This window comes from Deinococcus sedimenti (assembly GCF_014648135.1).
GTDB classification, from domain to species: domain Bacteria; phylum Deinococcota; class Deinococci; order Deinococcales; family Deinococcaceae; genus Deinococcus; species Deinococcus sedimenti.
In genome coordinates, this window is record NZ_BMQN01000035.1 from 1 (window position 1) to 11,679 (window position 11,679).

The 11,679-nt window shown below is 69.2% G+C and carries 13 protein-coding genes; 3 read left to right on the plus strand and 10 right to left on the minus strand.

Going from position 1 to position 11,679, the window contains the following annotated elements; genetic code table 11:
* Nucleotides 1-1,184, plus strand: a 1,184-nt coding sequence (locus tag IEY69_RS21040; RefSeq protein WP_268243884.1) for a sensor histidine kinase, incomplete at its 5' end; no start/stop codon positions are given.
* Nucleotides 1,185-1,409: 225 nt separating this feature from the next.
* Here the strand turns inward: IEY69_RS21040 and IEY69_RS21045 are convergent.
* From IEY69_RS21045 to hemW, 4 genes are all read right to left on the minus strand, one after another.
* Nucleotides 1,410-2,039, minus strand: coding sequence for a hypothetical protein (locus tag IEY69_RS21045; RefSeq protein ID WP_189075043.1), 630 nt, complete (start codon nt 2,037-2,039; stop codon nt 1,410-1,412).
* Nucleotides 2,036-2,731, minus strand: coding sequence for a hypothetical protein (locus tag IEY69_RS21050; protein WP_189075044.1), 696 nt, complete (start codon nt 2,729-2,731; stop codon nt 2,036-2,038). The genes IEY69_RS21045 and IEY69_RS21050 overlap by 4 nt, the downstream gene beginning before the upstream one ends.
* Before the next feature lie 250 nt (nt 2,732-2,981).
* Nucleotides 2,982-4,385 (minus strand): dihydrolipoyl dehydrogenase, encoded by a 1,404-nt coding sequence (gene lpdA, locus IEY69_RS21055; protein WP_189075045.1) that lies wholly within the window; start codon nt 4,383-4,385, stop codon nt 2,982-2,984.
* 121 nt (nt 4,386-4,506) lie between these two features.
* Nucleotides 4,507-5,661 (minus strand): radical SAM family heme chaperone HemW, encoded by a 1,155-nt coding sequence (gene hemW, locus IEY69_RS21060; protein WP_189075046.1) that lies wholly within the window; start codon nt 5,659-5,661, stop codon nt 4,507-4,509.
* A gap of 119 nt (nt 5,662-5,780) precedes the next feature.
* Between hemW and IEY69_RS21065 the strand changes: the two genes are divergently transcribed.
* The gene (locus tag IEY69_RS21065) at nt 5,781-6,281 is read left to right on the plus strand and encodes a PaaI family thioesterase (protein WP_189075047.1); all 501 of its coding nucleotides are present in this window, start codon (nt 5,781-5,783) and stop codon (nt 6,279-6,281) included.
* A 187-nt stretch (nt 6,282-6,468) separates the two neighbouring features.
* Here IEY69_RS21065 and IEY69_RS21070 read toward each other — a convergent pair whose 3' ends face one another.
* Complete coding sequence (locus tag IEY69_RS21070; protein ID WP_189075048.1) at nt 6,469-6,957, minus strand: hypothetical protein; 489 nt, start codon at nt 6,955-6,957, stop codon at nt 6,469-6,471.
* 61 nt (nt 6,958-7,018) lie between these two features.
* Here IEY69_RS21070 and IEY69_RS21075 point away from each other — a divergent pair, with 61 nt between their 5' ends.
* On the plus strand, nt 7,019-7,480 hold the full coding sequence (locus tag IEY69_RS21075; protein ID WP_189075049.1) for a hypothetical protein: 462 nt from the start codon (nt 7,019-7,021) through the stop codon (nt 7,478-7,480).
* Between the two features lie 137 nt (nt 7,481-7,617).
* Here IEY69_RS21075 and IEY69_RS21080 read toward each other — a convergent pair whose 3' ends face one another.
* The 5 genes from IEY69_RS21080 to IEY69_RS21100 all read right to left on the minus strand — a co-directional run bounded on the left by IEY69_RS21080 (nt 7,618) and on the right by IEY69_RS21100 (nt 11,521).
* Nucleotides 7,618-7,977 carry a VOC family protein gene (locus IEY69_RS21080; protein ID WP_189075050.1) on the minus strand — a complete coding sequence of 120 codons (360 nt, stop codon included), beginning with the start codon at nt 7,975-7,977 and terminating at the stop codon, nt 7,618-7,620.
* A gap of 59 nt (nt 7,978-8,036) precedes the next feature.
* Nucleotides 8,037-8,759: a hypothetical protein gene (locus IEY69_RS21085; protein WP_189075051.1), complete on the minus strand. Its 723-nt coding sequence runs from the start codon at nt 8,757-8,759 to the stop codon at nt 8,037-8,039.
* 230 nt (nt 8,760-8,989) lie between these two features.
* Complete coding sequence (locus IEY69_RS21090; protein WP_229784185.1) at nt 8,990-9,916, minus strand: AEC family transporter; 927 nt, start codon at nt 9,914-9,916, stop codon at nt 8,990-8,992.
* Between the two features lie 52 nt (nt 9,917-9,968).
* Nucleotides 9,969-10,751, minus strand: coding sequence for an AIM24 family protein (locus tag IEY69_RS21095; RefSeq protein ID WP_189075052.1), 783 nt, complete (start codon nt 10,749-10,751; stop codon nt 9,969-9,971).
* A 44-nt stretch (nt 10,752-10,795) separates the two neighbouring features.
* On the minus strand, nt 10,796-11,521 hold the full coding sequence (locus IEY69_RS21100) for a phosphodiester glycosidase family protein (RefSeq protein WP_189075053.1): 726 nt from the start codon (nt 11,519-11,521) through the stop codon (nt 10,796-10,798).
* Nucleotides 11,522-11,679: the final 158 nt, after the last annotated feature.

Sequence of the window (11,679 nt, forward strand, 5' to 3'; positions counted from 1 at the left end):
CGGACATTCTGTCCTCCAGTGTGGATCACACTGAACTTACCCTCCACCAAACTCTATCCAGTTCAGGGGACCACTGGCAGCTGCGCAGCCACCGCGGCCCGTTCCGCAACCCCAACCTGCTGACCGTCCTGCAGCGCGGCCTGCCCCGCGGTCAGACCCTCAACGTGGACCGTCCCTACGCCACCCGCGCCCCGCACTACCAGGATCACTTCGATCCCGCCAGTGTCGCAGTCGCCCGCCACGACATCAGCGACGTGCAGGCCTCCGCGTCCTTTCCCGTCCAGAGTGCCGGACGCGTCCGCGGCGTGCTGGTGATCGGCCGGTACGAGGCCACTCCCTGGACCCGCGTGAACCGCCGCCTGCTCGACACGGTCCTGTCCAGCCTGCAACTCGCCCTGGAACGCGCCGAGCACGCCCAGACCCTGCAGCGCCGCACCCAGGACCTCGAACGCAGCAACGCCGAACTCGAACAGTTCGCGTACGTCGCCAGCCACGACCTGCAAGAACCCCTGCGGACCATCACCAGCTTCGCGGAACTGCTCGTCCGGCGCTTCAACACCGATCAGGACCCGCGCGTGCAGCAGTACGTCGAGCACATCAGCAGCGGCACCACCCGCATGCAGCAGCTCATTCAGGACCTCCTGAGTTTCGCGCGCGTCACCTCGCAGCGTGAAGCCCCCCGGCCCACCGACCCGGGCGCGGTCCTGACCCAGCTGCGCGCCGACCTCGCCGCGCCCCTGCGCGACAGCGGCGGCATCCTCAGCGCCGGTCCCCTGCCGCCCGTCATGACGTCCGCCACGCAACTGCGCCGCCTGCTCCAGAACCTCATCGGCAACGCCCTGAAATTCCAGCGGCCCGGCACCCCACCGCATGTGCACGTCAGCGCCCACTACGAGGGCGAGTTCGTGCGGTTCGACGTGCAGGACAACGGCATTGGTATCGCGCCCGAATACCAGGACCGTATCTTCACGATCTTCCAGCGACTCCACGGCCGCGACGAGTATCCCGGCACCGGCATCGGTCTGTCCGTCGCGCGCCGCATCGTCGAGGGCCACGGCGGCCGCATGGGCGTGCACTCCACGCCCGGGCAGGGCACCACCTTCTGGTTCACGCTGCCCGCCGTCCCCAACGCGGCCGCAGCAGACGCCCCTGCAGACCCTGTGCCACCCGGGCCGTCGGCCTGACCGTCCGGGAGCAACGCACGCGGACCCCGGGGGTAGTCCCGGGGTCCGCCGCTTCCGCAGTCCGGACTGCCAGCGGTTTCCAGTTTCATTGAGGGGCCAACGGCACGCCCCAGGGCTCCACTTCCACCCGCTTCGTTGACGGCTTTTCGCGCTGCTTGTGTCAGGTGCGTTTAGGGGTTGCCTCAACGCACCTGCAAATCGCTGTGAGATCGGCCTCCTGCCCCGTTACTGACTGGTCAGGGGCGTCGGCTCGTGCAGGGTGTAGCGCTGGATGGTGGCGGTGCTCAGACTGCGCTGATAGGTGGCGCTGCCCAACGGCAGGTACACGTAATGCTCGGCACGGCTCCAGCCCTGAGCCAGCATCCACCGCTGACGCATGTTCGGCGTGACCGTCGTGAATTCCGCCGTGACCGGCCCGCTGGCGTACGCGACGCGGTCATGGGTCATCAGAGGCAGCGCCTCTCCCACATCCAGCGTGCCGTTCGCATTCCGGTCCTGCCACATCAGCCATTCCAGCAGCAGGACCTTCGCATTCACCGGCTGCACCGTCACGCTGGCCCCGGCCGGGATCAGCGTCGTGGCGTCCACCGCGCGGGCCGACTGGGTCATCCACTTCAGCGGATCCACGTCCGTCGCCGTCTTCCCGACCGGCACGGCCACCTGATACACGCTCTCACCCTGCGCCGTCACCAGGGACAGGTAGGCGTTCGCCGGGGCCGCCGGGAAGCGCACCTCCACCCCGCTCGGCAGCGGCGGACGACCCCCTGTCGGATCGGCCGGCGAGCTCGGAGCGCCGCACGCCGTCAGGGCCGCGCCCAGCAGGATCGCCGCGGGCCACCATACCGCGCGGCTCATTTCGCCCCTCCCAGACCCTGACTGATCAGGCGGTTCGTCGGCTCGTGCAGCCGGACGGGCAGACGCTCATCCGCTGCGGGGACGCTGTTCATGGTCACCACGTACTTCCCGGGCGTGGCGGACGGCTGACGCACCTCATGCGCCACCAGCGACCAGCCCTTGCGGCGCACGCCGCTCTCCACGCTGTTGCCATCCGGACTCGTGAACGAATACGTGAACGCCTCACTGGCGTAGCTGTAGATCGAGTGCGTCTGGTACAGCTCCTCGGTGCTCTCCGGCTGACCGTTGCGGTTCAGGTCGTTGAACAGCACAAAGTACACGTTGCAGGTCTGCACCGTATCGGGCGAGACGACCACGTCCTTCATGCCAGCGGTCTCGCCACCCTTGAAGGGAGACAGGCACGCGCCCTGTAGGGACCGGTTCAGTTCGAATGGATACACGTAGACCTGTCCTCCACTCACTTCTTTTGCCCCTGAACCTCTAACGTACCCGGAGCCGACCGTGACCGGCGCGGTTCCCGCCTCACCGAACGCCAGGGCCGCCAGTCGCAGCAGGCCCGTATCGGTGGTGGCAGGGAACGTGAACTCCAGAATGGTAGCCGGGGTGGGAGGCGGAGTGGGTCGCGGGCAGGCCGTGAGCAGCGCACACAGCGCCGCCACCCCACTCAGACGCAAAGCAGCAGGAATCTTCATATGTCTTTCACAGTAGCAACATGCTCATCACCAGACTGCCTCACATGACCACCCCTACCCTGAACTCCCCCCACCCGCCCACAGGACACGGCGTACCTCCCCAGAAGTGGGGCCGGGTCAACAGGCAGCAGAAGGGGCGTGGGGCAGCCTGCGCCCCCCGTGCCTCCTCGCTCCGTTTCAGGTGTGGGAACCCCCCGGGGCGGCCCGGGGGGTCTGTCGCATCTCGCTCTGCTCGGCCCTGCGGGCGCGATTACCTGTTCATGATGTGAATCGCCTGCTTGTGCACCGCCTCGGCGGCCTCCAGCACGCTTTCACCCAGGGTCGGGTGTGCGTGGATGGTCAGGGCGATGTCACTGGCGGTCGCGGCCATCTCCAGCGCCAGCCCCGCCTCGCCCAGCAGGTCGCTGGCGTGCGGCCCGACGATGTGCACGCCCAGCAGCAGGTCCGTGTCCTTCTCGACGACCATCTTCACGAAGCCGTCGGTCTGCTGGAGGGTCATGGCGCGGCCCGACGCGCTGAACGGGAAGTTCCCGGTCTTCACCTCGTACCCCTTGTCCTTCGCTTCCTGCTCGGTCAGGCCCACCCAGGCCAGTTCCGGGCTGGTGTACACCACGCCGGGAATGGCGACGGCGTCCTGCTCGGCGGGTTTCCCGGCGATCACCTCGGCCGCGACCAGACCTTCCTTCATGGCCTTGTGGGCCAGCATGGGGTTACTGGCGACGTCCCCGATGGAGTAGATGTGCGGGACGTTCGTGCGCTGCTGCCTGTCCGCCGGGATGAAGCCCCGGTCTGTGACGGTCACGCCCGCGTTCTGGGCGTTCAGGCCGTCGGTGCGGGGGCGGCGGCCCACGGCGACCAGCACGCGGTCGTAGACCTCCACGGTCTTCGTGCCGGTCTTCACGTCCTCCAGCTCCACGTGAATGCCGTCGGCTTTCTTCTCGGCTTTATTGGCTTTGGTCTGCACGGCGATCTCGATGCCCTGCTTCTTCATGGCCTTGCTGAATTCCTTCACGGCGTCCGCGTCCGCGCCGGGCACGACGCTGGGCATGAACTCGATGACTTTCACCTTGCTGCCCATGTTGTTGTACACGTGCGCGAACTCGAAGCCGATCACGCCGCCGCCCACGCACAGCATCCGCGCGGGCACCGGGTCCGGCATGACTAGCGCGCCCGTGCTGTCCACGATGGTCTCCTGATCCACGTCCAGGCCCGGCAGTTTCGCCGGTTCGCTGCCGGTCGCGATGATGATGCTGCCCGCCGTGACCGTCTGATCCCCGACCTTCACGGTGTGATCGTCCACGAAGCTGGCCTGCCCGGTCAGGTGCGTGACCTTGTTCGCCTTGAACAGCGCGCCCACCCCGCCCGTCAGTTTCTTCACGATGCCGTCCTTCCAGCCGTTCAGCTTCGCGATGTCCATCCGCTGCTCGCTGAACGTCAGGCCGAAGTCCGCCGCGTGCCGCGACGCCGCCACCATCTCACCGGCGTGCAGCAGCGCCTTCGTGGGAATGCAACCCACGTTCAGGCACACGCCGCCCACCTTCTCCCGCTCGGCGCACGCGACCTTCAGGCCCAGCTGCGCCGCGCGGATCGCCGCGTGATACCCGCCCGGCCCCGCGCCGATCACGAGCACGTCGTAGTCATAGGATTTCGTCATGAGGGCAGTCTAACGCGCCCCCCGTGAGCCGTCACTGACCTGCCGCCATAGCTGGACAGGCGCCATTCACAACTCCCACTGGTCAAAAAAGTTGATGGTTGATCGGTGATGGCGAGAAGACTCAGATCTCCAAGAAGTCTGTCACCACGCGGTTCAGGACCCACCAGCCGTCCGGCGTGGCGCGCAGTCGGTCGCCGTCCAGCGTCAGGAGGCCGCGCGCGACGTTCTGCGCGATGGGCGCGGCGTACACCCCGGCCACGTCCAGGCCGCTGCGGCGCGACAGGTCCGCCAGATCCACCCCCGCGCGCAGGCGCAGGCCCATGAACAGCGCGTCCGTCACGAACTCGGTCGCGTCGATCGCCTCCGCCTCGCCCACCGCGCCGGTCAGCCACTCGTGCAGGTGCGGATTCGTCCGGCGCACCGTCAGGACGTCCTCCGGTCCCTGCCATCCACCCTCCGCCGGGTAGTGCCCCGCCGCGCCCGGACCCAGGCCCAGGTACGTGCGGCCCTGCCAGTACGCGAGGTTGTGCCGGGACTCCTGCCCGGGCCGGGCGTAATTGCTCACCTCGTACCGCGTGAAGCCCAGCGCCCCCAGGGCCGCCTCGGTGTCCTCGAAACCGCGCCGCTCGTCGTCCTCCTGCACAGTCACGCCACGCCGGGCGAACTCCGTGCCGGGCTCGATCGTCAACGTGTACGCACTGACGTGCCCCACCCCCAGGTCCACGAGACCCTGAATGTCACTCAGGAGCGGCTGCCCCGGCACCGCCGTGATCAGGTCGCCACTCACGCGGAACCCCTCGCCGATCAGGGTCGTCACGGCGTCGCGCGCCTGCGCCGCGTCATGCTGACGACCCAGGAACTTGAGGGTCGCGTCGTCCAGGCTCTGCACACCCACGCTGGCCCGGTCGAAACCCAGCGCCCGCCAGTGCGCCGCGCGCGCCCCGCTGACCGTCCCCGGATTCACCTCCAGCGTGTTCTCCACGCGGCCCCACCCCAGGTGCCGCCGCACGCTGCCCACCAGCGCCGCGAGTTCCTCGTCCCGCAGGAAACTGGGTGTCCCGCCCCCCAGGTACACCGTGTCCAGCTCGACGGTGTAGGCCGCGGCCAGCCCCGCCGCCTCGACCTCGATCTGCTCCAGGTACCGCTCCACCATCCCCGCGCGGCGCGTCAGGACGTGAAAATCGCAGTACGGGCAGATGGTCGGGCAGAACGGCACGTGCACGTACAGGTGCCGCACCACCGGGTCCAGCGCAGGCGAGGAGGCAGGCAGACTCACGCGCGGCAGTGTACCGCCCACCCCCACGCGAAGCCGTGACCCGCCTTCCACGCCCGGCGAGGGAAGCCCGAGGGGGGGCAGTCCAGCAACCTGCTGCGGCCCGCGCGTATCCTCCGCGCATGGCCGACCCCACCCGACAGCGCACGTACACCTGGGACGACATGACCCCCGCCCTGGAAGCCGCCCGCCGCCTCAGCGGACTGGAGTACCTGCACGCCATGGTGCGCGGCGAACTGCCCCCGCCCCCCATCGGCCGGACGCTCGGCATGGAACCCGGCCGCCTGGAGGACTTCACCGAAGGACGCGCCGTGTTCCGCCTGAAACCACAGGAATTTCACCACAACCCCATCGGCAGCGTGCACGGCGGCGTGTTTGCCACGCTGCTCGACTCCGCGCTGGCCTGCGCGATCCACACCACGCTCCCCGCCGGGGTCGGCTACACGACACTGGAACTGAAATTCAACTGCATCCGCCCCCTCCTCGCCGGCGGCCCCGAGGTGCAGGCCATCGGGCAGGTCGTCGCCGCGACCCGCCAGACCGCCATCGCCGAGGGCCGCATCGTCGACGACAGCGGGAAACTCTACGCCCACGCCACCACCACCTGCCTCCTGCTGCGCTGAACCCCAGGGAGGGTGACGACAGGGGCGTTCGGATCGAAGAGTCGGAGGGTCTAAGAGTCTAAGGGTCTAAGAACGGCGTGTGGCACGTCTTCTTTCTCTCAGACACTTGGACCCTTGGACCCTTGACCCTTCGACCCGCAATGCGGACACTGCGTATACCTCGCGCTGAATCCCGATTCCGACGCGGTCAGCGGCCGTGTGGGGTGCGGTCCATCCAGGCGGTCAGGGTGGCGGCCACATCGGCGGGCGTGGTGACGGTCACGGGGACGCTCAGGCCCGCCACGGCGGACGCGGCGGGGCACTCGCCCTGCGCGCCTGCGCTGGTGTCCTCGCCCGTCCAGGCGGGGAATTCGCCGCCCTCGCGGTAGGGGAGGGCGCCCGCGTCCTCGACCATGGCGTCCGGCACGCGGACCGCCGGGCCGCCTGCCAGGGCCACCGGCGCGACCACGATCACGCCGCGCGGACGTTCCTCCTGCACGGCGGCCAGCAGTGGCGTCAGGCCCTCGTGCACGACCAGCGCGGCGCGGCCCTTCCCGTCCACGCCCGCGATGGCCGCCGCGAGTTCGCCTGCCAGTTCGGGCGGCGCGGCGATCAGCCACGCGTGCCCCCCGGCGCGACCCTCGAACAGGGCGCGGGCGCTGCCATACACGTCAGACCAGGTGCGGGTGTGTTGCATGCTCGCCAGCATAGGCGAGGTGCGGCACCCGGCCCCAGTCGCGTGCGGCAGACTGTCCGGCATGACCGCCCGCGATCCCCACCCGCTGGACTTGCTGCGCGAGGAAGCCCGTCACGCCGACCCGCGCGCCACGCAGCGCGACCTGAACGCCCGGCCCCTCCCCTCGCTGGAACCCGGGGAGTGGAGTGCGGGCGCCGAGGAAGCCCTGCGCGACTGCATCGGCATGGAACGCAAGATCCAGATGGAGATGCGCATCGGCCTCGAAGGGCACCTGGACGACCTGCCGCTGCGCCGCACCGCGCCCCTGGCCGACATGACCCTCCCCGAGTTGCTGACCGAGCACGCCGAGGGCCGCCGCATGCTCCTGCGCGTCCTCGACCACATGCTGATGGTGGGCGAGACGCACGACATCCGCGCCTGGACGATGGGCGAGGAGGTGCCCCCGGCGGTGTACATCCTGGCGCTGCGGGGCCGCCTCGCCCGCCTGGACGGCTACATCAACGAGGAACGAGTCACGCCCTGATCATACGGATTCCGTCTGTTTCGTTGACAGATCGGAACACCACCGATCTGCCAACTCCACGCCCGGAACCCGCTTCTCTCCTTCTCGCATCCGCTCGGGTTGAACGGTTTTTGCAAACCATTCAACCGGAGTCCGTATCAGTCCGTGAAGCGCAGCAGGTACCCGTCGGGGTCCTGCACGAGCAGCTGCCGCTGCGTATGCGTCACCTCGCCCTCCAGGTACGTGTCGGTGCGCAGCGGCTGGAACAGCGGGTACTCCTCTGCCAGTAGCCGCGCGTGCAGAGCGTCCAGCTGCGGGTGCACGATCTGGAAGTTGATCCCCCGCCCGAACGGCACCTCCAGCGGCCCGGTCAGCCACGCCTTCCCCGGCTCCGCCTGCTCCAGCATCCACTGCGCGCGGCCCAGGCTCAGGTAAGCGAACCCGGGGCGGGTGTAGTGCAGCGTGAAGCCGAAGATGCGGGTGTACACGTCCAGGCTGTGCGTCAGGTCGCTCGTCATCAGTTCCGGCACCAGTGGCGCTCACTCGGTCACGGGCACGTGGGAGACGTGGTCGGCGCTCATCGGTAGAAGTCCTTCAGGAGCTCCGGGTCCGGGCGCGGCGCGGGCCCCCGGCGTCCGGTCGGCCGGAAGGGCGCGCCGTCCCGGCAGCTGTCGGCGCGGAACGCGTCGGCGCTCAGCGTCGGGGTGGGGCCGGGCTTGACAAAGATGTTCCAGTGCCAGAGTGTGCCCGCCGGTCCTGAATCAGCCAGATCACACCACGTCCGACTGACCAGCACGGTGTCCGCGCGGGTGATCCTGCCTGTGCGGGGCAGGGTCGCGGGGTTCCAGACGGTCAGCCACTGCAGTCCTGCACTGCTCGCAGCAATCTCGAACACCGTCACGAACTCCTCCCGACCATCCTGATTGATGTCGCGCAGCACGTACGCTTCCACGAAGCGGGCCATGCTGTTCGGCTGTGCCAGCAGCCCGGAATACAGCGCGCGCATTCCGCGGATCAGCACGAACCGCACCGAGTCGTCGCAGGAGCTGTCGTACAGATACAGCGCGTCTCTCTGTCCGGGGGTCACGAACGCGCCCGTCCGGGCCGCGAGCACCCGCACCGACGTGTTGTCGCACCCGCCTACCTGCGCGTTCAGTTTCGCCACGGTCAGCAGAGGGGCGTGTTCCGGCGCGACCGTGCCCCGGCTGGGCGGCAGGTCGTGGCTGTACAGCAGCCGCTCGCCCTGCGCGGATGCCGATCCCAGCAGCGCAGCGCACAGCGCCATCCGCGCGACAGTCATCTGCCCAGTGTACGGCCCGCATCTGTCTCTCACTGGCTCGGCTGTCTCAGCGTCCGCACGGCGGGCAGGTCGGATCGGATAGGCTCAAAACAAAAAACCCGTCCTTCGCGGACGGTGATAACGAAAGGATAGCGTGGTATGCAGGGCGTGTCAACCCTGGTGCATGCGTGCCGCGAAGTGCGTGCTGGAGGTGTTTTCGGGTGAGGCAGTATGCGGCGTATGCAGGTGCGTCAGCCGGTCAGGCGGGGCAGCAGCGCCACGACCGCCGCGATGGTCGGGACGCTCAGGACGGTGCTGAGGAACGCGGTGCGGGCGACGGTGTCGGCGTCCCCGCCGTACTCGCGGGCGATCAGCAGGGCGTTCACGGCAGTGGGCATGCTGGCGGACAGCACGAGGACGGCCAGCACCTCGCCCCGCAGGCCGCAGGCGAGTCCGGCGGCGAGGCCCAGCAGGGGGCCGCCGATCAGCCGCGCGGCGGTCGCGAGCCACACGCGGGCGTCCAGGCGCGGCCAGCCGCCCGAGCCGAGTTGCAGGCCCAGCGACAGCAGCACCATCGGCAGGGTCGCCTGCGCCAGCAATTCCACGCCGCGCATCAGGCCTTCCGGGGGCTGGAGGTGCAGGGCGCGGAGGGTGACGCCCAGCGCGACCATCCACACGGCGGGCAGGCGCACCATGTTCAGCAGCATCCCGCCTGCGCTGGGGGGCGGCTGGTCGGGGCGGCGCACGCGGGCGGTGTACACGACGGGCGCGATGACGTACATGCCGACGAAGGACATCAGGAACAGCAGCGTGGCGTGCGCGAAGCCCGCCTGCCCGAACGCGAACAGCGCGATCGGGAGGCCCATGTTGCCGCTGTTCCAGATGCCGACGCTCGCGGCGAGGCTGCGCCGCTGCGCCTGCGGGGCGCGCAGGCCGGTCAGCCAGCCCAGCAGCAGGCTGCCCGCGACGGTCAGGGCGTACGCGGCGCCCAGCGTCAGGACCTCGCCCGCCTGCACGCGGGTGGTCAGCAGGACGTTGAGCACGAGTGCCGGGGACAGCAGGTACAGCGTGATCCGCGCGACGGTCGCCTGATCGATGGGAAACCGCGCCGAGACGAGCGCGCCCAGCCCCGCGACGAGCATGACGGGCAGCAGGACGTTACTCAGGGCCTGAAGCACCCCGCCATGCTGTCACGCGTGGCAGGGTGGATGGGGCGCAGGTGCAGACGGGTCAGTGCGTGGCGTGCAGGGGGAGGGTCGGGGCGAGCCACACGCGGCCGGTGCCGCGGTAGGACTGCACGAAGCCCTCGCCGGTCTTGCCGCTGCCGAGCAGGCCGCGCGCGCTCTTCTCCACCTTGAATTCCAGCCCGTCGGTGTACGCCACGACCAGATTCCCGTCGACTTTCAGGGTGTCGCCGCGCAGGTCGAGCACCTGGAATTCCTCGGGGGGGACGGGGCTCTGCAGGGCGAACAGGCCGCTGCCGGTCAGTTTGGGCTGCACGCGGCCCTCGCCGCTGCCGACGGCCTGCGCGAAGCCGTGGTTCACGTGGCGGCCCACGGTGATATCGCCGACGCACGCGACGAACGCACCGTCGTCCACGATCAGGCTCTCGCCGCGCAGTTCGCCCAGCAGCAGGTGCAGGCGGGTGGGTTCGGTGTACAGGGTGCCGCTGCCCTTGAAGGCGGTCTTGTACAGGCCCTCGCCGCTGGCGGCAGCGGTGACCGCCCCGCGCAGGAAGCCGCCCAGGCCGCTGCCTCCGGCGGCGTTCACGGCCTGCATTTCCAGGGTGCCGCGCAGGTACTGCAGCGCGCCGGTTTCCAGCACGGCGTTCCCGGCGCTGCCGTCCCCGGCGACGTGCACGGCCAGCTGCCGCCAGCGGGCGGGGCGGCTCAGCGTCTGGTGGTACCCGCTCAGGGCGGCCTCCATCGGTTCGGCGCTGTACTCGATGACCTCCAGACGGTTCTGTCCGCTGCTCAGGTCACGTTCGGTGATGCCTTTCCAGGTGAAGTCCATGTCGATCAGTACGGGGGGCGGCGGCGTGGGATTCCCCGGACGGGTCAGCGACTGACACTCCAGATCCCGGCGAAGCCCGCCAGTTGCGTGTCCCGGTCGGGCGTGGCGTAGGCGCTGATGCTGCCGTCGAGGTACAGCGCGTCGGGGCAGCCCAGCGTGTCGCGGAAGAAGGTGGCGAACGTGTAGAAGTTGACGGGCCCCGCACTGACGACGAAGCGGACCTGTCCGCCTTTGCACACGCCCACGCCGCTGCGCAGTTTGAACGAGGTGCCTCCCTTGTTGAAGGCGGGGTGCAGTTGCCCGCGCTGCACGAGCAGCGGTCCGGACTGCGTGGCGTACGTGGGCTTCAGGCCAGAGCGGCGGTACGCGTCGGTTTCCAGCACGCCTGCCCGGCTGCCCTGGATCCAGAACACGCCGTTGGGCCGCAGCGCGAAGTTGCCCCCCGACCGCGCGAGGTTCAGTGGCGTCAGCGTTCGCCCCTCCTCTATGTGCAGTCCCAGGGGCCTGAGGCCCGGCGCGTAGATGCCGCTGTTCGTGGCGAACGTCAGCGTGCGACCTTCCTTCTTCAGCCGGGCCCCCAGCTGCGCGAAGGTCGCGTACGGGGCAGAAGTGGTGGGGTTGCGCCAGTGCAGCCGCAGGTCGTCGCGGCCCGGCGTGACGGTCGCCACCGTATAGAGGGTTCCCCCGGCGACGACGGGCTTCACGGTCAGGGCCGCAGCGTGGGTGCTGCCCAGCACGAGCAGACACAGAGTGGGGGAGAGGCGCGGCATGGCCCGTGCAGTCTCTCAGGTGGCGATGAGGTTTTCGCCTGCCACACGCAGCTCGGGCCCCTGAGTGTCATTTCTCAACTGAGGCTCTGGGAGGGGGTGTTGACAGATTCACGCATGACCTGTATCTTTTCTGAGCCTCAAGCGAGGCGGGAAGCATG

Excerpts from the sequence above, each read along its gene's own strand:
- IEY69_RS21100 (WP_189075053.1), bottom strand. The coding sequence starts at position 11,521 with ATGCCGCGCCTCTCCCCCACTCTGTGTCTGCTCGTGCTGGGCAGCACC.
- lpdA (WP_189075045.1), bottom strand. The coding sequence starts at position 4,385 with ATGACGAAATCCTATGACTACGACGTGCTCGTGATCGGCGCGGGGCCG.
- IEY69_RS21070 (WP_189075048.1), bottom strand. The coding sequence starts at position 6,957 with ATGCAACACACCCGCACCTGGTCTGACGTGTATGGCAGCGCCCGCGCC.
- IEY69_RS21075 (WP_189075049.1), top strand. The coding sequence starts at position 7,019 with ATGACCGCCCGCGATCCCCACCCGCTGGACTTGCTGCGCGAGGAAGCC.
- IEY69_RS21065 (WP_189075047.1), top strand. The coding sequence starts at position 5,781 with ATGGCCGACCCCACCCGACAGCGCACGTACACCTGGGACGACATGACC.
- IEY69_RS21045 (WP_189075043.1), bottom strand. The coding sequence starts at position 2,039 with ATGAGCCGCGCGGTATGGTGGCCCGCGGCGATCCTGCTGGGCGCGGCC.
- IEY69_RS21085 (WP_189075051.1), bottom strand. The coding sequence starts at position 8,759 with ATGACTGTCGCGCGGATGGCGCTGTGCGCTGCGCTGCTGGGATCGGCA.
- IEY69_RS21050 (WP_189075044.1), bottom strand. The coding sequence starts at position 2,731 with ATGAAGATTCCTGCTGCTTTGCGTCTGAGTGGGGTGGCGGCGCTGTGT.
- IEY69_RS21080 (WP_189075050.1), bottom strand. The coding sequence starts at position 7,977 with ATGACGAGCGACCTGACGCACAGCCTGGACGTGTACACCCGCATCTTC.
- IEY69_RS21095 (WP_189075052.1), bottom strand. The coding sequence starts at position 10,751 with ATGGACTTCACCTGGAAAGGCATCACCGAACGTGACCTGAGCAGCGGA.